The organism is Streptomyces sp. WZ.A104, from assembly GCF_002382885.1.
Classification (GTDB): domain Bacteria; phylum Actinomycetota; class Actinomycetes; order Streptomycetales; family Streptomycetaceae; genus Streptomyces.
Map to the genome: position 1 here is coordinate 52,269 of NZ_NWVL01000024.1, position 16,106 is coordinate 68,374.

The 16,106-nt window shown below is 71.7% G+C and carries 15 protein-coding genes; 8 read left to right on the top strand and 7 right to left on the bottom strand.

Going from position 1 to position 16,106, the window contains the following annotated elements; all coding sequences use genetic code 11:
- The first annotated feature begins 49 nt into the window (after positions 1-49).
- The 7 genes from CIB93_RS15335 (at position 50) to CIB93_RS15365 (ending at position 8,220) form a co-directional block, all read left to right on the top strand.
- A complete protein-coding gene (locus CIB93_RS15335; RefSeq protein ID WP_143660050.1) occupies positions 50-1,132 on the top strand; it encodes a GNAT family N-acetyltransferase in 1,083 nt (360 codons plus the stop codon).
- On the top strand, positions 1,132-2,760 hold the full coding sequence (locus tag CIB93_RS15340) for an ABC transporter substrate-binding protein (protein ID WP_096627380.1): 1,629 nt from the start codon (positions 1,132-1,134) through the stop codon (positions 2,758-2,760). The genes CIB93_RS15335 and CIB93_RS15340 overlap by 1 nt, the downstream gene beginning before the upstream one ends.
- Complete coding sequence (locus CIB93_RS15345) at positions 2,757-3,797, top strand: GNAT family N-acetyltransferase (protein WP_143660051.1); 1,041 nt, start codon at positions 2,757-2,759, stop codon at positions 3,795-3,797. Before CIB93_RS15340 ends, CIB93_RS15345 begins: the two co-directional genes overlap by 4 nt.
- Before the next feature lie 84 nt (positions 3,798-3,881).
- Complete coding sequence (locus tag CIB93_RS15350) at positions 3,882-5,501, top strand: ABC transporter substrate-binding protein (protein ID WP_257002206.1); 1,620 nt, start codon at positions 3,882-3,884, stop codon at positions 5,499-5,501.
- 135 nt (positions 5,502-5,636) lie between these two features.
- The gene (argJ, locus tag CIB93_RS15355) at positions 5,637-6,806 is read left to right on the top strand and encodes a bifunctional glutamate N-acetyltransferase/amino-acid acetyltransferase ArgJ (RefSeq protein ID WP_096627383.1); all 1,170 of its coding nucleotides are present in this window, start codon (positions 5,637-5,639) and stop codon (positions 6,804-6,806) included.
- 572 nt (positions 6,807-7,378) lie between these two features.
- Positions 7,379-7,804 (top strand): aspartate 1-decarboxylase, encoded by a 426-nt coding sequence (gene panD / locus CIB93_RS15360; RefSeq protein WP_096627384.1) that lies wholly within the window; start codon positions 7,379-7,381, stop codon positions 7,802-7,804.
- 62 nt (positions 7,805-7,866) lie between these two features.
- The gene (locus tag CIB93_RS15365; protein WP_096627385.1) at positions 7,867-8,220 is read left to right on the top strand and encodes a GNAT family N-acetyltransferase; all 354 of its coding nucleotides are present in this window, start codon (positions 7,867-7,869) and stop codon (positions 8,218-8,220) included.
- Positions 8,221-8,564: 344 nt separating this feature from the next.
- Here CIB93_RS15365 and CIB93_RS15375 read toward each other — a convergent pair whose 3' ends face one another.
- The 7 genes from CIB93_RS15375 to CIB93_RS15405 form a co-directional block, all read right to left on the bottom strand.
- Positions 8,565-9,008, bottom strand: a complete 444-nt coding sequence (locus CIB93_RS15375) for a winged helix DNA-binding protein (protein WP_096627387.1) — start codon at positions 9,006-9,008, stop codon at positions 8,565-8,567.
- On the bottom strand, positions 9,005-9,508 hold the full coding sequence (locus CIB93_RS15380; RefSeq protein WP_096627388.1) for a MarR family winged helix-turn-helix transcriptional regulator: 504 nt from the start codon (positions 9,506-9,508) through the stop codon (positions 9,005-9,007). The genes CIB93_RS15375 and CIB93_RS15380 overlap by 4 nt, the downstream gene beginning before the upstream one ends.
- Before the next feature lie 36 nt (positions 9,509-9,544).
- Positions 9,545-10,981 (bottom strand): diaminopimelate decarboxylase, encoded by a 1,437-nt coding sequence (locus CIB93_RS15385; protein ID WP_096627389.1) that lies wholly within the window; start codon positions 10,979-10,981, stop codon positions 9,545-9,547.
- Positions 10,982-11,150: 169 nt separating this feature from the next.
- The gene (locus tag CIB93_RS15390) at positions 11,151-11,948 is read right to left on the bottom strand and encodes a family 1 encapsulin nanocompartment shell protein (protein WP_096627390.1); all 798 of its coding nucleotides are present in this window, start codon (positions 11,946-11,948) and stop codon (positions 11,151-11,153) included.
- A complete protein-coding gene (locus tag CIB93_RS15395) occupies positions 11,948-13,021 on the bottom strand; it encodes a Dyp-type peroxidase (RefSeq protein ID WP_096627391.1) in 1,074 nt (357 codons plus the stop codon). Before CIB93_RS15395 ends, CIB93_RS15390 begins: the two co-directional genes overlap by 1 nt.
- Before the next feature lie 216 nt (positions 13,022-13,237).
- A complete protein-coding gene (gene gndA, locus CIB93_RS15400; RefSeq protein ID WP_096627392.1) occupies positions 13,238-14,680 on the bottom strand; it encodes an NADP-dependent phosphogluconate dehydrogenase in 1,443 nt (480 codons plus the stop codon).
- A 151-nt stretch (positions 14,681-14,831) separates the two neighbouring features.
- Entirely contained in the window at positions 14,832-15,356 is a 525-nt protein-coding gene (locus tag CIB93_RS15405; protein WP_096627393.1) for a DUF5709 domain-containing protein, read from the bottom strand.
- A gap of 376 nt (positions 15,357-15,732) precedes the next feature.
- Here CIB93_RS15405 and CIB93_RS37935 point away from each other — a divergent pair, with 376 nt between their 5' ends.
- Entirely contained in the window at positions 15,733-15,879 is a 147-nt protein-coding gene (locus CIB93_RS37935; RefSeq protein WP_179500121.1) for a hypothetical protein, read from the top strand.
- Positions 15,880-16,106 lie beyond the last annotated feature (227 nt).

Here is a 16,106-nt window from a genome sequence, read left to right on the forward strand (position 1 = left end):
GGAGCGCGCCGAGAGCGGGTGGAGACCGCCGTAACCGAGGATCTGCCACGTGAGCAGTGCACTTGTGATCAACCGATGGCAGACGCCCGAGGACGCACGTGAAGCGGGCTGGGACACGCTCGTCGGGCCGGAGGACTTCTTCCTCCTGCCGGACTGGATGCGTGTCCTGCAGGACTCCGCGGGAGCGCGGATGGGATACCTCACGGCTCGGGCCGACAGCCGTGTTCTGGCGGCGCTGCCAATGGTTCACGCCACCCGCGAGTCCCCGTGGTCGCTGGGCCGCACCGATCTGCTGATCCGGCACTGCGCCGGCGAGGGCATGGACGGGGCCGCAGCGATACTGGGCGCATTCGGCGAGGTCGAGCGGCTGATGCCCTCGATGATGTGCGGCGGGCGTCACCTCGGACGGACCCGCCTCCTCCTGGGCCCGGGCGCCGACGCGGACACGGCGCACCGCATCCTCGAAGAGGCCGAGGGCATCGCCGCGCGGGAAGGGGCGCGGTCGATCTGCCTGCCGTACGTCGACGCAGCCGACCGGGTCCAGCGCGGTGTGCTCCGTGCACGCGGCTACGTCTCCCACGTGTCGGGGCAGTTCGCGTCCCTGGTCCTGCCCGGCGACGGCTTCGCCGACTACGCGTCGGCGTTCCCCGCCCGGCGTGCGCGCCGGGTGCGGGCCGAGCGCCGCCGCATCGAGGCCTCCGGCGTACACATCACCCTGGAACCTCTCGATCCCGCCGACATCCCCCGCCTCGCCTCCCTGGAGACGGAACTGTTCGCCAAGTACGGCATGGCGGGCTGGGACCCCAGGCGCTCCGAGGCCGTTCTGCGGGCCGCCGCACAGCGCCTGGGAGACCGGGCGCTCGTCTCGAAGGCCGTTCAGGAGGGCCGGATCGTGGGGTTCGCCCTGATCCTCTCCCACTCGGACGCCTGGTTCGCCCACCGCGCCGGCTTCGACTACGCGGCCGTAGGCAAACTCCCGCTGTACTACGAGCTGTTGTACTACTCGCTCGCGGACCACGCCGCTCGGTACGGCGTGGGCACGATCCACTACGGCATCGGCTCCACCGAGGCCAAGGTCTCCCGCGGCTGCACTCTTTCGCAGCAGTACCTCTACGTGAAGGAACTCGCCTGATGTCCGGCTGGAACGCAGCGGTGGCAGCCCTGGCCAACCCCGGGGGAGCCCCGGGCGGCCGTCTGCGGATGGTCGCTTCGGCCGACGTCGACTCGCTCGACCCCGCCCGTACCTACTACGTCTGGTCGTGGCTGCTCCAGCGGACCATGCACCGCACGCTCATGGCATTCGGGACCGATCCCGTGTCCCCCACCGTCGTACCGGACCTCGCCATCGGCCCCGGTGAGGTCTCGGATTCCGGCCTGACGTGGACGTACCGCATCCGCGAAGGCGTCAGGTTCGAGAACGGCGAGGAGGTTCGCGCCCAGGACGTCGCCTACGCGGTGGAACGCGTCTTCGCCCAGGAGACCCTCGCCGGCGGGCCGACGTACCTCCTCGACCTCCTCGACCACGGCGACTACCGGGGCCCCTACCGGGGACAGCGCTGCCGAGCCGTCGACTGCCCTGACGACCACACCCTGCGTTTCCGGCTCAGAAGGCCCTTCGCGGACTTCGACTTCCTCATGGCACAGCCCAACACCGCACCCGTCCCCGCCCGTTTCGACACCCGCGGTGACTACGAGAAGGCCCCGGTGTGCTCCGGGCCGTACCGCATCCGCAGCTACGAGGCCGGCCGCTCTCTCCATCTCGTCCGCAACCCGCTGTGGAACCGCGCCGACGACCCGCTGCGCACGGCCCTGCCGGACGAAATGGCCGTGACCTTCGGAGTGGACGTCGACGACCTCGACAGGAGACTCATCGCCGGGGAGTTCCACATCGACGTCGAAGGGCGCGGTATCCAGCACGCCGCACGGGACGCGATCCTCGCCGACCCCGTTCTGCGGGCCTGTGCGGACAACCCCGCGACGGGGTTCCTGCAGTACATCACCGTTCAGACCTCCGTCCCTCCCTTCGACAACCTCCATGCCAGGCGTGCCGTCTTCTACGCCGCGGACAAGGCCGCGCTCCTCGAAGCACGTGGCGGGAGCGGGGTGGGCGGTTCACTCGCCACCAGCCTGATCCCCCCGACTCTGCCCTCCCACACCGGCAGCGACCGCTACCCCTGCGGCGCCGACCTCAGGGGCGACCTGCCGGCCGCCAGAGCCGAACTGGCGGCCGCAGGACTCCCCGACGGCTTCGAGACGGTGATCGCCACCCAGCCGGGCAAGTTCGAACTCGTGGCCCGCGCCCTCTCGGAAGCGGTCGCCCGAGTGGGCATCAAGGCCCGCGTCGAGGTCCTGGACACCGCTTCGTACTACCGGTCGGGCCTCGGGCACCCCGATACCGTGCGCGCGTTGGGCCTCGGCCTGGGAGTCACCGACTGGGGCGCCGACTACCCCACCGAATACGGTTTCCTCGCCCCTCTGGTGGACGGGCGGCAGATCAAGCGCGGCGGCGGAAACTTCAACTTCGCGGAGATCGACGACCCCCTGGTCCAGCGTCTCGTCGACGAAGCCCAGGCCCTTGCCGATCCGTCCGCGCGGCAGGGGCTCTGGCAGCGCATCGAGGACACGGTCATGGAACGCGCAGTGATCCTTCCGATGGCCCACGACCGCACACTGCACTACCGGCACCCCGACGTCACCAACGTGTACGTGCACCCCGCCTTCGGGCTGTACGACATCCAAGCCATGGGACTGGCCCGATGACGGAATCCTTCGCCCCTGTGACCCCGTCCGACCGGCGCGCGGTCGACGACGTCCACCGCCTGCGCCTCGCGGCACAGGCAGCCGACACACCCCATCTCCCGCCTCCCTGCCCGGCCGACCTGGAGGGCTCCCTCGCCGTACCTCCGCCGGCCACCGCGATCGAGGAGTGGGCGGCCTACTCGGCCGACCGGACCTGTGTCGCCTCCGTACGGCTGGAGTTCCCCCTTGAGGAGAACGACAACGCCGTCACCGCGGCCGTCTTCCTCGTCCACCCCGCCTTCCGCCGCAGAGGCGTCGGAACGCGGGCCGCGGAGTTCGTGCGGGACCGCGCCACCGCGCACGGCCGCTCGCGCATCCTGCTGGCCGCGGATGCGGGACCGGGAGACCGCTCCGCGCCGCCCGCGCAGCGGTGCTTCGCCCAGGCCCTGGGGGCCCGGCCCCTCGCCACGTTCCCTCACCTGCGGCTCCTCGTCGACGCGGCGCCCCGCACCGAGCCCGTCCCGGAACCGCTGCGGTTGCGCTTCTGGGGCTCGACGGTTCCCGAGGACCTCGTTGCGCAGGCGGCACGCCTGGAAGCCACCCTGTCGGCCGATGCCCCGACCGGTCGGCTCGAATGGGCACCCCAGCCGAGCGCCGTGGCCCGGATCCGCGACTTCGAGCGCATGCGCATCGCCCGGGGCCGGCGCGCCTACCAGTGCGGCATCATCGACGCCCGCTCGGGGCGGATGGCTGCCTGGACCGCGCTCTCGATGACGCGCGCCAACCCGGACAACGCCCTCCAGGCCGTCACCGTGGTCGACCCCGCCTACCGCGGGCGGCGTCTGGGACTGCTGGTCAAGCAGCACAACCTGGCCGCGTGCCGAGCGGCCGAGCGCGGCCTCGCCCAGGTGGACACGTGGAACTCGGCCGAGAACGCCCACATGCTCCGCATCAACGCCGCGTTCGGCTTCACCCACGCCGGCACGCGGTCGATGTGGGAACTGGCCGTCCACCCGCCATCGGACGCCGGCCGGCCGGACGTAGCGCTGGATCGCTAGACGGATCCAGGAACCCCGCACCATCCGCTCGACACGAAGGGCGCTGACAACACCGTGGCATCCCACACGACCTCACACGGGATCGTGAATCCGTCCGACCGACGCGGCGGCACCCTCAGGTACGTCCGCACCGACGACTTCGACTCCCTGGACCCCGCCGACACCTACTACGCGTACACCTGGAACTTCATCCGGCTCATCGGACGCCCGCTCGTCGGCTACGCCACTGACGGCAAGGGCGGTTCCAGCCTCGTACCGGACCTGGCGGAGCAACTCGGTCACGCATCGGGCGACTCGCGCACCTGGACCTACCGGCTGCGCGAGGGAATCCGCTTCGAGGACGGCACCCCCGTCACGTCCCGGGACGTGAAGTACGCGGTGCTGCGCGCCGCTTACCCCGAGGCGGTGTACGGCGACCCCGTCACGCGCGGGGGGCCCGCGTACCTCCGCCAGTACCTCACCGGGCCGGAGGGGGTCGAGACACCGGACGACCGCACCGTGGTCTTCCACCTGCGCGAGCCGTTCGCCGCGTTCGACTACCTCGCAGCGCTTCCCACCACGATCCCGGTGCCGCGCGAGCACGACGACTTTCCCGGGTACCGCCGCCACCCCGTGTCCTCGGGCCCGTACCGCATCGACTCGTACACACCAGGGACAGAACTCGTCCTCGGCCGCAATCCGCACTGGGCCTTCGCAACCGATCCCGTACGCACGGCCCTTCCCGACCGCATCACGGTCCGGCTCGGGGTGAGCGGACAGGAGGTCGACCGCATGCTGGTCGAGGGGGAGGCCGACATCGACCTCGCCGGCGTCGGGGTACAGCCCGGGACCCAGGCACGCCTCCTGGCCGACCAGGACCTGATGCGGCAGGTCGACAACCCCCGCACGGGATTCGTGTGGCTCTACTGCATCAACCGGAACATCGGCCCGCTGGCGAACATCCACGCCAGGCGTGCCGTGCAGTACGCCACCGACAAGGCGTCGATGCTCGCCGCCTACGGAGGCGGCCCCGCCGGCGAGATCGCCACCACCCTGCTGCCCTCGTCCGTGGTGGGACACGAACCCTTCGACCGCTACCCGGTCGGCCCCGGGGGGACGGGGGACCTGGAAGCGGCCGAACGCGAACTGGCTCTGGCCGGCCGCCCCGACGGGTTCGCCACCAGGATCGCCGCCCGGGAGGACCGCACCAAGGAGTGGAACGCCGCTCTCGCCCTTTCGGACGGGCTGGCCCGCGTCGGTATACGCGCCGAGGTGGTTCCGTTCACCTCCGGTGACTACTTCACCAAGGCGGTCGGGGTCCCCGAGTTCGTGCGGAAGCACGAGATCGGAATCGTCATGTTCGGCTGGGCCGCCGACTTCCCCGACGGCTACGGCTTCCTCCAGCAGATCGCCGACTCGCGGGCGATCAAGGAGACGGGGAACCAGAACCTCGGAGAGCTGGCCTCTCCCCGGATCGACGCACTGCTCGACGCCGGCGCGGCGACGCGCGACGAGCAGGAACGCGCGAGGATCTGGGCGGCCGTGGACCGCGCAGCCATGGACGAGGCCGTCATGTGCCCCTACATGTACGTCAAGTCCGTCGTGTTCAGAGGTGCGAGGGCCGCCAACGTCGTCATGTCACCGGCCTACGGTATGTACGACTACGCGGTGCTGTCGGTCGCGGACACCGCCCCGCCCGCCGCCGGCGGGGCGGACGGCAACTGACAGAGTGAACGGAGTCCAGGGGCACGCCGCACGAGAGGTTCTGGTACCAAGGACGCGGGCGGCGGGCCACCGGCTTCCCGTCCACCGCTCGCCTACGCCGTCCACATCCCCACATGTTACGAATCGAGGACTTTCATGCATGGTGCGGTACCCCGCGGGTTCACCATTCACACCGCGCCGGTCGGAATCGAGGACGACGGGCGCGATGACCTGTGCATCATCGCCTCGGACGTACCGGCCCGCTCCGCAGCGGTCTTCACCCGGTCCAGGTTCGCCGGCCCTTCCGTGACGCTCTCGCGTGCCGCGGCGGCCGACGGAAGGGCGCGCGGCGTGGTCGTCATCGCCCGCAACGCCAACGTGGCCACGGGAGTGGAGGGGTCCCGGAACGCCACCGAGGTACGGGATGCCACCGCACGCGCCCTCGGCATCGCACCGTCCGAGCTGCTGGTCGCCTCCACCGGGGTCATCGGCCGCCAGTACCCCATGCCGCAGATCCTGGACCACCTGAACGGGCTCACGTGGCCGCCTGCCGGTGCGCCGCGCGACATGACTGCGGCCGCTCGGGCGATCATGACCACCGACACCCGGCCGAAGTTCCTCAGCGCGCGGATCGGCGAAGCGACCCTGACCGGCATCGCCAAGGGCGTCGGGATGATCGAACCCGATATGGCGACCCTGCTCACGTTCTTCGCCACCGATGCCGAACTGGACGAGGAGACGCTGGCGGCGGTGTTCAAGCGCGTCATGGACATCACGTTCAACGCCGTGTCCATCGACACCGACACCTCCACGTCCGATTCGGCTGCGATCTTCTCGAACGGCCTGGCGGGGCCGGTCGGTCCCGAGGAGTTCGAGCAGGCCCTGCTGTCGGTCGCGCTGGGGCTGGTGAAGATGATCGCTTCCGACGGCGAGGGCGCATCCACACTGATCCAGGTCGAGGTCGAAGGCGCGCGCGACGAGGCGCAGGCCAAGCGTGTCGGCAAGGCCGTGGTGAACTCCCCGCTGGTCAAGACGGCCGTCCACGGCGCGGACCCCAACTGGGGTCGGGTCGTGATGGCGATCGGAAAGTGCCAGGAGGACACGGACATCGTCCCGGAACGCGTTGCCGTGCGCTTCGGCGACATCGGCGTCTACCCTCCCGGAGCCGACGAGGACGAGCGCCGCGATTCGGTGGCCGCCTATCTCAAGGCCGCCGACGAGGTGGTCATCGGCATCGACCTGGGCATCGGAGAGGGACGGTTCACCGTGTACGGCTGCGACCTGACCGAGGGATACGTACGCCTCAACTCGCAGTACACGACGTGACCGGTCCCTTCCCCTCGTACACCGCGGGACCGTAGCCGAGAGGCCTCCGGCCCCCGCCGGCGTCCCGGCGGGGAATCCGCCTTCCGGCGTCCCCTCGCTTGTCACCTTTCTCCGGGCCGGCCCCTGCGTACGTCCACGCGGGGGCCGGACGCGCCGGGGGCACGTCCTGCTCCTGTGCCGATGACGGCAGCGGTGGGTCTTCGGCAGCGTGACCCCGACCAACACCCATGTACTCAAGGCGGGTTCGTCCATCGCTCAGACGCCGGGTCGCAGTACGCGAGTTTCCGGCCCGCCGAGCACCTGGGCGCCGTCGGCCTCTGCGCAACCTGGTTGATCAAGCCGCAGTGGTCCTCGGGAAACACTCGCCCAGGTCGAGCCGGTCCCCGCCGGGTGGGTCGACTGGTGCTGCTGCCACCGGCGCCTGCGCGATGAGATAGGCCGCGTCCCACCCGTCGAGTACGAGAACGACCGCTACCTGCGAACGATCTTCGATTTGACACGTGCCGATGTACAGTGGAGAACGCCCTTGACCTGCAGAAAGCCGGCAGGGAGCCGTCTTCTAGGAGTTCAGAATGCTGCGCACCATGTTCAAGTCCAAGATCCACCGGGCCACCGTCACCCAGGCCGACCTGCACTACGTCGGTTCCGTGACCATCGACGCCGATTTGATGGACGCCGCCGACCTGCTGCCCGGCGAGCTGGTCCATATCGTTGACATCGACAACGGCGCCCGTCTGGAGACGTATGTCATCGAGGGCGAGCGCGGCTCCGGTGTCATCGGGATCAACGGTGCCGCCGCGCACCTCGTGCACCCCGGTGACCTGGTCATCCTGATCAGCTACGCGCAGGTCGACGACGCGGAGGCCAGGGCCCTCGTGCCTCGGGTCGTGCACGTGGACGCGGAGAACCGGATCGTGGAGCTCGGCTCCGACGCCTCGGCACCGGTGCCCGGGACCCGTACGGAGCGGAGCCCGCAGGCCGTCGTCGCGGGCGGCTGAGCCGGGCGCCCGCACCCCCGGACGGGCGACGTCCGGGCCCAGCGAGCGAGGGAGCGGCAGCCATGGCGGAGAACACGCCGGTGGAGATCAGGGACGACCGGGAGCGCGGCAGCCTGGTGGCCTACGAGGACGGCACGCCCGCCGGGAGCATCGCGTACTTCGTCATGGAGCCCGCCCCCGGCGCGCTGGTGGCCGTGCACACGGTCGTCCGTCCCGAGCGCGAGGGCAAGGGCATCGCCGGGGCGCTCGTCCGGGAGTTCTACGCCCTGGCCGCCCGCGAGGGCGTGCCCGTCGTGCCGCTCTGCCCCTACGCGGCGAAGTGGGCCCAGCGCCACCCCGATGAGGCGCCCGAGGCGCCGGCGGATCTGGTCCGGGAGGCGGAGCGGCAGCTCAGGAGCCACCGTGAGCTGTTCTGAGTGACGCCGCTCCGCCCATGTGTGGACTCGGCAGGCGCGGGCAGCCGCACCGGGAGACGGTGGAGGGAAGCTCCATCTGTCCGTTTCGTGTCGCTGTGGAGGATCGAATGACCCACCCGTACCCCGACCCCGTACCGCCCGCGCCGACGCCTCCGCCCGTGCCCGGTCCGCCCACCCCGGTACCGAGCCCGCCCCCGGTGCCGCCGGGACCCGCGCCCGTGCCGCCCGGTCCGGCGCCGGACCCGATCCCGCAGCCGCCCGGCCCGGAACCCGTACCGGAGCCGGAGCCGGAGCCCCAGCCCGCGGGGACGTGAGGGCGGGGCCGGAAGCCCGCCCGTCGGCCTTCAGGTGGTCGCCAGGGCCTCGTTCGCGCGTTCGGTGACGGCGTTCAGCACGCGTGCCGCCGCGGCCAGGTCCTCGGCGGGCAGGTCCCCGTAGAGCCGGGCGGCGAGCTCCGCGGTCCCGGTCGCGATGCCGGCCTGGAGCTCCCGGCCCGCCTCGGTGAGCCCGAGGCGGGCGCCCTCGCCAGGCAGTTCCCTGAGCAGCCCGGCCGCCGTCAGTGCGGCCAGCACCGCCCCGGCCGTCGCGGCATCGACCTTCAGCGTGCCCGTCATCCGCTCCACCAGGGCGGCGTGGTCGGCCTCCCCGTCCCGGTCGGCGACCGCGTTGAGCGCCACCGCCTCGTGGAACGTCGTGCCCTTCGTGGTCAGCAGGCCTTCCAGCAGGGCCCGGGTGGCGTAGTGCGCCCGGCCGATGATCTGTCCGTTGACGTGGGTCGTCGAGGTCATGACTGCTCCTCCGTGAACGTCGATGGGGCGAGCGATACGTCGAGCAGGCGTCTCAGCTGCTCGGTGAAGGCCGCGGTGCCGGGCCCGGCGAGGCCGCCGAGCGGCTCCAGCAGGCGGTCCATGAGGTCCCGGACGACCGTGACGGCCCGGGCGGTGACGGCGTGTCCGTCGGCGGTGAGGCTCAGCTGGACCGCCCGGGTGTCGGCGGGGTCGGGCGTGCGGTCCAGCAGCCCCGCGGCCTCCAGGGTCCGGGCGAGCTTGGACACGTAGAGCGGTTCGAGCCCGGTGTGATCGGCCAGCCGCCGCTGGCTGGGCCGGGTTCCTGAGCGCTGGAGGTCGCACAGGGACCCCAGGAGCGCGAACTGCGCATGGGTCAGTCCCAGCGGTGCCAGCGCCCGGTCCACGGCCACCCGCCACTTCATGGACAGCCGCCAGACCAGGAATCCCGGTGTCGGACCGCCCGGGGCCGCTGCCCCGACGTCGTCGTTCGCTTCCTTCATAACCAATAGCGTACATAGCTATTATGTACATGGCTACTAAATGCTGGACCGCCCCTGATCGGCCGGACCGCCGCCCTGTACGCCGACCAGTGCGTCCGCGTGCGCGAGACCGCTCTCCGTCGCGATCGCGTCCATCGACTGCGCGTCCCGTACCGTCGCGAAGGCCACTGGCCCGTCCGGCCCGACCCTCCGGAATCCGTACACCGCGGGCCGCGGCAGGCTGTTGTACGCCCAAGGAGTGGAGAAGTAGTACGCCCCCGTGTCGTACAGCACGACCACATCGCCCTCGGCCAGCTCCGGGAGCTCCCTCCCGTACGCCACCACGTCCCCCGCGAAGCAGCACGGACCCGCGATGTCCTGCGCCAGCGGCGGACCGTCCTTGGGTGCGCCGTCCGGGCCGAACGCGCCGATCCGCAGCGGCCAGTCGTCGGGCATGAACACGGTACGGGTGGCGGTCTGCGCCCCGGCGTGGGTGAGCGCGATCCGGCGGCCCCCGGCGTCCTTCGTGTACTCCACCCGGGCCCCGATGAACCCGTTCTTCGCGAGCAGCGACCGGCCGAACTCGGTGACCAGCCCATAGCGCCCGGAGAAGAGGCCGGGAGCGGCCTCGGTGAGGGCCGCCACGTGGTCGGCGTAGGTGGGGCGTACCGTGTCGTCGGCGAAGTTGACCGGCAGGCCGCCGCCGATGTCCAGGCTGGTCACCTGCCGGGTCCCGAGCGTCGCGTTGATCTCGTCGGCCAGCTCGTACGTCCGGGCCACTCCGGCCGCGATCAGCTCCAACGGACAGCCCTGGGAGCCGACATGGGTGTGCAGCCGGGTCAGCCACGGGCGGTCCCGGAAGGCACGGACCACTGCCTCGCGGGCTCCCGCGTCGCGCAGCGCCACCCCGAACTTCGCGGTGTCCGTCGCCGTACTCATCGGCCCGATGGAGCCGCCGCCCACCTGCGGATTGACCCGGAGCCCGAGTACGGAGGAAGTGCCCCGGTTCCGCAGGGAGTCGATGCGGCGCAGCTCGTCGATGCTGTCCGCGTTCACCGCCACGCCCAGGGCGAGCGCCAGCCGGATCTCCTCGCGGGTCTTGGCGGGGGAGTCCAGCACGATGGAGGCCGGGGCGAATCCCGCCTCCACCGCGAGCCGCAGCTCGCCCGGGCTCGCCACCTCGCAGCCCATGCCGCAGTCGGCGAGCAGCCGCAGCACCGGGATGAGCGAGCAGGCCTTGGCCGCGAACGTGTGCAGCACGCCGGGCGTACGGGCGAAGGCGTCGTGCAGGGCGGCCACGGAGGCGCGCACCCCGTCCGTGTCGATGAACCCGGCGACCGGCCCGGTCTCGCTCAGCAGCCCCTGTCCGACGGCCGCCCGGACAGCGGCGTCGAACCGGGAGGACCGCGAGGGCCGGGAGGGCCGGGAGGGCCGGGAGGAGGAGGGTGGCGTCGGGCCGGGGCGCGCGGGGTGTGCCGAAGGCGTCTGCGTCATACGGTCAGAATCCCGGATGGCTGCCCCGCTTTCCCATGACCCATGTTCCATGCCCCGTCGCCCGTCGCCCGTCGCCCGTCGCCCGTCGCCCGTCGCCCGTCGCCCGTCGCCCGCTGCCTGTCGCCCGCTGCCTGTCGCCCCTGGTCCGTCTCCCGTCGTCCGCCCGCGCTCAGGCGATCAGGCCGACCGCGGCCTCCGGCGTCAGCATCCGGAAGGTGAACGCCTGCTGGAAGTAGAGGTGGACGCTGGTGGCGTCGTGGTCCGCATAGCCGATCGACAAGTCCTGGCCCAGGCGGAGTTCGAAGTCACCGCCCCGGGTGGACAGCAGCACCCCGCCCTTGACCGCGGGAGCCCAGAGGATCTCGTCGTCCACCAGGCGGCTGAGATGGGTCTTGACCGGATACCCGTGGTCGGACGTCTCGGCGGCCTCGGTGAACGCGTCCGCGCCCAGCAGCAGCCGGTACGGTCCGTCGACTCCGGCCAGCCGCAACCGTGTCACCGCCTGGCTGACCGCCACCGGATAGTCCCGGGCGTCGGCGGGCAGCGGCAGCGGGTCGTGCGAGGAACCGTCCCGCAGACCGGTGATCCCGGCCGAGGCGTAGCCGTCGATGATCGCCATGTCCTCGGCGAACGCACAGGTGCGCGCCGCGTCCTTGACGGGCTGCCAGTCGCTGTCGGCCGAACCGCGCTCCACGTCGTCCACGGCCTGCCGGGTCACGGTGAACGGCACCCGCCACTCGATGACCGGCATCGACGTACGAGCCCGGGCCAGTACGTCCGGCGTGGGCGGATCGATGTCGCGCAGATGGCCGTCTCCGACCGCGGCCAGCGTCGGGCCGTCCGGATCGGAGACGTCGACGACGCGGCGGCCCGCGACATGACGGCGGAACGTACGCCGGGCCTCCTCCTCGATCTCGTCCCAGGCGGCGGGCGTGACCGGTGCGAGTTCGCGGTGCAGGTTGTTCATCACTGGGCGCTTTCTTGCAGGCTGCCGATGCGCAGCGAACCATGGTCCGGCGCGGCCGTGACCGGCTCCTGCCGGACCGGTGCGGGCACCGGTTCCGGCCGGTCGGCGGAGCGGCCAGGGGCGGGCAGGGGCGGCGGGGCGTCGAGGAAGTCGGCGCGGGGGGCGAAGAAGAGGGAACCGGTGACCGCCGTGGAGAAGTCGAGGATGCGGTCGTGCGTTCCGGGCGGATCACCGAGGAACATGTTGCGCAGCATCCGCTCGGTGACGTCGGGGTCTGCCGCGTACCCGATGAAGTACGTGCCGAACTCGCCCTGCCCGAAGTTCCCGAACGGCATGTTCGCCCGCAGGATGTCGCGCTCGGTGCCGTCCGGATCGGTGATGGTGTTGAGCGCGAGGTGGGAGTCGGCGGGCTTCTCCTCGTCGGGGAACTCCACGTCGTCGAGCTTGGTACGGCCGATGACCCGCTCCTGCTCCTCGACGGAGAGCGCGTTCCAGGCCTTGAGGTCGTGCAGGTACTTCTGTACGACGACGTAGCTGCCGCCCCCGAAGTCCGGGTCGTCCTCCACACCGACGAGCGCCGCCGCACGGGCTTCCTCACCCACCGGATTCTCCGTACCGTCCACGAATCCGAGCAGGTCCCGGTGGTCGAGATAGCGGAAGCCGTGCGTCTCGTCCACGATCCGCAGGGCCCCGTCCAGCTTGTCGAGCAGCTGGGCGGCCCACTCGTAGCAGAGGTCCGTCCGCTCGGCCCGGATGTGCAGCAGCACGTCGCCCGGGGTCGCCGGGGCGTGGTGAAGGCGGCCCCGCAGCTCCCGGAAGGGGTGCAGGCGCGCGGGGCGCGGCCCGTCGAAGAGCCGGTCCCAGGCGGTGGAGCCGAAGCCGGTCACACAGGCGAGCCCGGAGTCCGGATACCGGAAGCCGAGCGAACGCGCCACGGCCGCGAGATCCGGCAGCACGTCCCGCACGGCGCTCTCGCCGCCCGGCTCGATCGTGCCGACCAGGAAGAGCGCCGCGTTGGTCACCGGCGCCACGACGGGCTGGACGGAGACGGGATCGGGGACGGCGTCGGGCATGCGCGCACTCCACTGGAGGGGGAACAGGCGGGGGTGAACAGGCGGGGTGTACGGACGGCGACGAACGAGACGGCACCGAATGGACGACGCCGAACGAAGGAGACCGAACGAAGGGGACCGAACGAACGGCGGCGAACCGGGCTCGCAGCAACTAACCCACGTCCCGCCCCCGCCCGCACCCCGGGTGGCCCGGCCGGGGGAGCGCCCCGGGCGGCCTCAGCCGGCCCCGACCTCGGACCGGTCGCCGCCCCAGAGCGTGTGGAACGCCCCCTCCCGGTCCGTACGCCGGTAGGTGTGCGCCCCGAAGAAGTCCCGCTGCCCCTGGGTGAGCGCCGCGGGCAGTCGCTCCGCGCGCAACCCGTCGTAGTACGCAAGTGCGGCGGCGAACCCCGGAGTCGGAACGCCCTGGCGCGCCGCCTCGGCGACCACCGACCGCCAGTCGTCCTGGGCCGCGCCGATCTCCCGGCCGAACTCCTCGTCCGACAGCAGGCTCACCAGGTCGGGCCGGGTGTCGTAGGCCGCCCTGATGCGGTCCAGGAACGCCGCCCGGATAATGCAGCCCGCCCGCCAGATCGCCGCCACCGCACCGGGGTCGATGCCCCAGTCGTACGCCTCGCTGCCCGCCCGGATCTGGTGGAAGCCCTGCGTGTACGAGACGATCTTGGAGGCGTACAGGGCCTGCTCGACCCGGTCCGCGAAGGCCGCGGCCTCCGCCCCCTTCAGCGGCTCCGGCGCAGGCCCCGGCAGACCTCGGGCGGCCTCTCGCAGATCGGCGTGGCCGGAAAGCGACCGGGCGAAGACCGCCTCGGCGATCCCGGAGACCGGAACACCGAGGTCGAGCGCGATCTGTACGGTCCAGCGCCCGGTCCCCTTCTGCTCGGCCCGGTCCTGCACGATCTCGACGAAGGGTGCGCCGGTCGCCGCGTCCGTATGGGCGAGGACCTCCGCCGTGATCTCGATGAGGTACGAGTCGAGCCGCCCGGTGTTCCAGGTGCGGAAGACGTCGGCGATCTGCGTGGGGGAGTAGCCGCCCACGGAGCGCAGCAGGTCGTAGGCTTCGGCGATAAGCTGCATGTCGGCGTACTCGATGCCGTTGTGGACCATCTTGACGAAGTGCCCGGCGCCGTCGGGGCCGATGTGCGCGGTGCACGGTGTGCCGTCCTTCGCCTGCGCGGCGATCTTCTCCAGCAGCGGCTCCAGCGATGCGTAGGACTCCGCCGATCCGCCCGGCATGATGCTGGGCCCGTTGAGCGCGCCCTCCTCGCCGCCGGAGATCCCCGCCCCCACGAAGTGGATGCCGAGCTCGCGCAGCTCCCGTTCGCGGCGCCGGGTGTCCTCGAAGTGGGCGTTCCCGCCGTCGATGATGACGTCGCCCTCCTCCAGCAGCGGCGCGAACTCCCCGATCACCGCGTCGGTGGGCTGACCGGCCTTCACCATGATCACCAGCCGCCGGGGCCGCTCCAGGGCTGCGACGAACTCCTCGGGGGTGTGCGCCGCGACGAAGGTGCCCTCGTCGCCGAACTCCTCGACCAGGGCGTCGGTCCGGGAGGCCGTGCGGTTGTGCACGGCGACGGTGAAACCGTTGCGCGCGAAGTTCCGGGCGAGGTTGCGGCCCATGACCGCGAGTCCGGTGACGCCGATCCGGGCGGTGCCGCTCATCTGTGTGCTCCTGTGGGATCAGTGGTGTGTGCGGTGCTGAGGTACGAGGCACGCGGTGGGCAAGCCGTACACACGGTGTGTGCTGTGCGTTCGCCCAGGGGGTACGGAGCGGGGGACGGCGGCGTTCAGGGTGCGGAGCCCGGGGGTGGGCTCAGGGTGAGGGCGAGGAGGCCGTACCACTGGGGCCGGGCAGTGCATCGCCGTCGACGAGCGAGTCCTCCTCCGCCGGGTCGGGGATGACGTGCATGGCCGCTTCCTCGGCGGAGGCCGCCGCACCGTCGATGCCCACATCGCTGGCGGTGAGGGTGGCCGGAACACTCCCGTCGGCCTGCTGGGTCAGCCGCCCGGCACGTACGACGCCCACCTCGCCGTCCCAGAGCTCGCCGTCCCCGCCCACCAGATCGCCCACGCCGTCGCCCGGAAATCCGTCGGGCTCGGGCAGCTCACGGGTCAGCCGGGCCTCCAGGGATTCGCCCGTGAGGCCTTCGGCCGCGGTGGTGCCGCGGCCCTCGACCGCCCACGGCCGGTCCGGCGGCGAATACCCCTCGTCGAGGGGGTCACCGGTGCCGGAAGGATCCATGAGCGTGTCCTCGGCGCCGAGCTGCTCATCGGGGTCGGAAGCCTCGGGCTGTTCCTGGGGCTGGTAGACGTCGTCCCCCCAGTCGGTGTCGCTCATGGTGCGTCCTTTCCTCGGGAGAACCACTGTCCCCTGTACGCAATTCCACTCCGGTCCTGCTCCGGCCGCAAAGGGAAGATCGGAATCCGGCGGGTGGCGAGAGCGCCGGGAACGGGTCCGTCCGCAGGTCGCGGGCGTGCGTGGCCGCTCTGCTGCCGGTTCACGGACTCTTCAGCGGCAGAGCAGACCAGCGCAGGGGGGCAGAGCAGCGCAGCGCAGGGCAGGGCGGGGCAGAGCAGAGCAGGGCAGCGCAGGGCGGGCAGAGGAGGCTGTCGCGTTCCGGGCCACCGGGCCGCTCGCCTCGTGCCGGGCCGCAGGGACGTGGGGCGATCCGGAGCCGGACCGGGGGGCTTCCCACCGCACGTACACTCGGCGCATGGGACGTAGCGCAGAGCCGATGGAGTGCCGCCCGCACCGGGCCGCTTCCGCGCTGCCCCCGGCCGTCTCCCGCGCGGCCGCGCCACCGGCGCCCGCCGACGCGGCGCCCGGGACGGGGCGTACGGCACTGCACGGCCACGGCTAGCGTTCTTCGCAGCGATTCCGGTCGGCGGCTTCCGCTGACATTCGGCGGCATCCGGCCGCATCCGGCGTTCGTGGACCACGGCAACTCCGCCCCGGTCCTCCGCCCCACCACGCACCCGAACACCACCGCCTCCGGCCCGCCGAACACCGGAGACACAGCCGCACCGGCACGCGCCGGACGCGAGATCCAACCATCGGCTCCACCGCATCACGCGGCCCACGGCGCAC

Excerpts from the sequence above, each read along its gene's own strand:
- CIB93_RS15340 (WP_096627380.1), top strand. The coding sequence starts at position 1,132 with ATGTCCGGCTGGAACGCAGCGGTGGCAGCCCTGGCCAACCCCGGGGGA.
- CIB93_RS15345 (WP_143660051.1), top strand. The coding sequence starts at position 2,757 with ATGACGGAATCCTTCGCCCCTGTGACCCCGTCCGACCGGCGCGCGGTC.
- argJ (WP_096627383.1), top strand. The coding sequence starts at position 5,637 with ATGCATGGTGCGGTACCCCGCGGGTTCACCATTCACACCGCGCCGGTC.
- panD (WP_096627384.1), top strand. The coding sequence starts at position 7,379 with ATGCTGCGCACCATGTTCAAGTCCAAGATCCACCGGGCCACCGTCACC.
- CIB93_RS15365 (WP_096627385.1), top strand. The coding sequence starts at position 7,867 with ATGGCGGAGAACACGCCGGTGGAGATCAGGGACGACCGGGAGCGCGGC.
- CIB93_RS15375 (WP_096627387.1), bottom strand. The coding sequence starts at position 9,008 with ATGACCTCGACGACCCACGTCAACGGACAGATCATCGGCCGGGCGCAC.
- CIB93_RS15380 (WP_096627388.1), bottom strand. The coding sequence starts at position 9,508 with ATGAAGGAAGCGAACGACGACGTCGGGGCAGCGGCCCCGGGCGGTCCG.
- CIB93_RS15385 (WP_096627389.1), bottom strand. The coding sequence starts at position 10,981 with ATGACGCAGACGCCTTCGGCACACCCCGCGCGCCCCGGCCCGACGCCA.
- CIB93_RS15390 (WP_096627390.1), bottom strand. The coding sequence starts at position 11,948 with ATGAACAACCTGCACCGCGAACTCGCACCGGTCACGCCCGCCGCCTGG.
- CIB93_RS15395 (WP_096627391.1), bottom strand. The coding sequence starts at position 13,021 with ATGCCCGACGCCGTCCCCGATCCCGTCTCCGTCCAGCCCGTCGTGGCG.
- gndA (WP_096627392.1), bottom strand. The coding sequence starts at position 14,680 with ATGAGCGGCACCGCCCGGATCGGCGTCACCGGACTCGCGGTCATGGGC.
- CIB93_RS15405 (WP_096627393.1), bottom strand. The coding sequence starts at position 15,356 with ATGAGCGACACCGACTGGGGGGACGACGTCTACCAGCCCCAGGAACAG.
- CIB93_RS37935 (WP_179500121.1), top strand. The coding sequence starts at position 15,733 with ATGGGACGTAGCGCAGAGCCGATGGAGTGCCGCCCGCACCGGGCCGCT.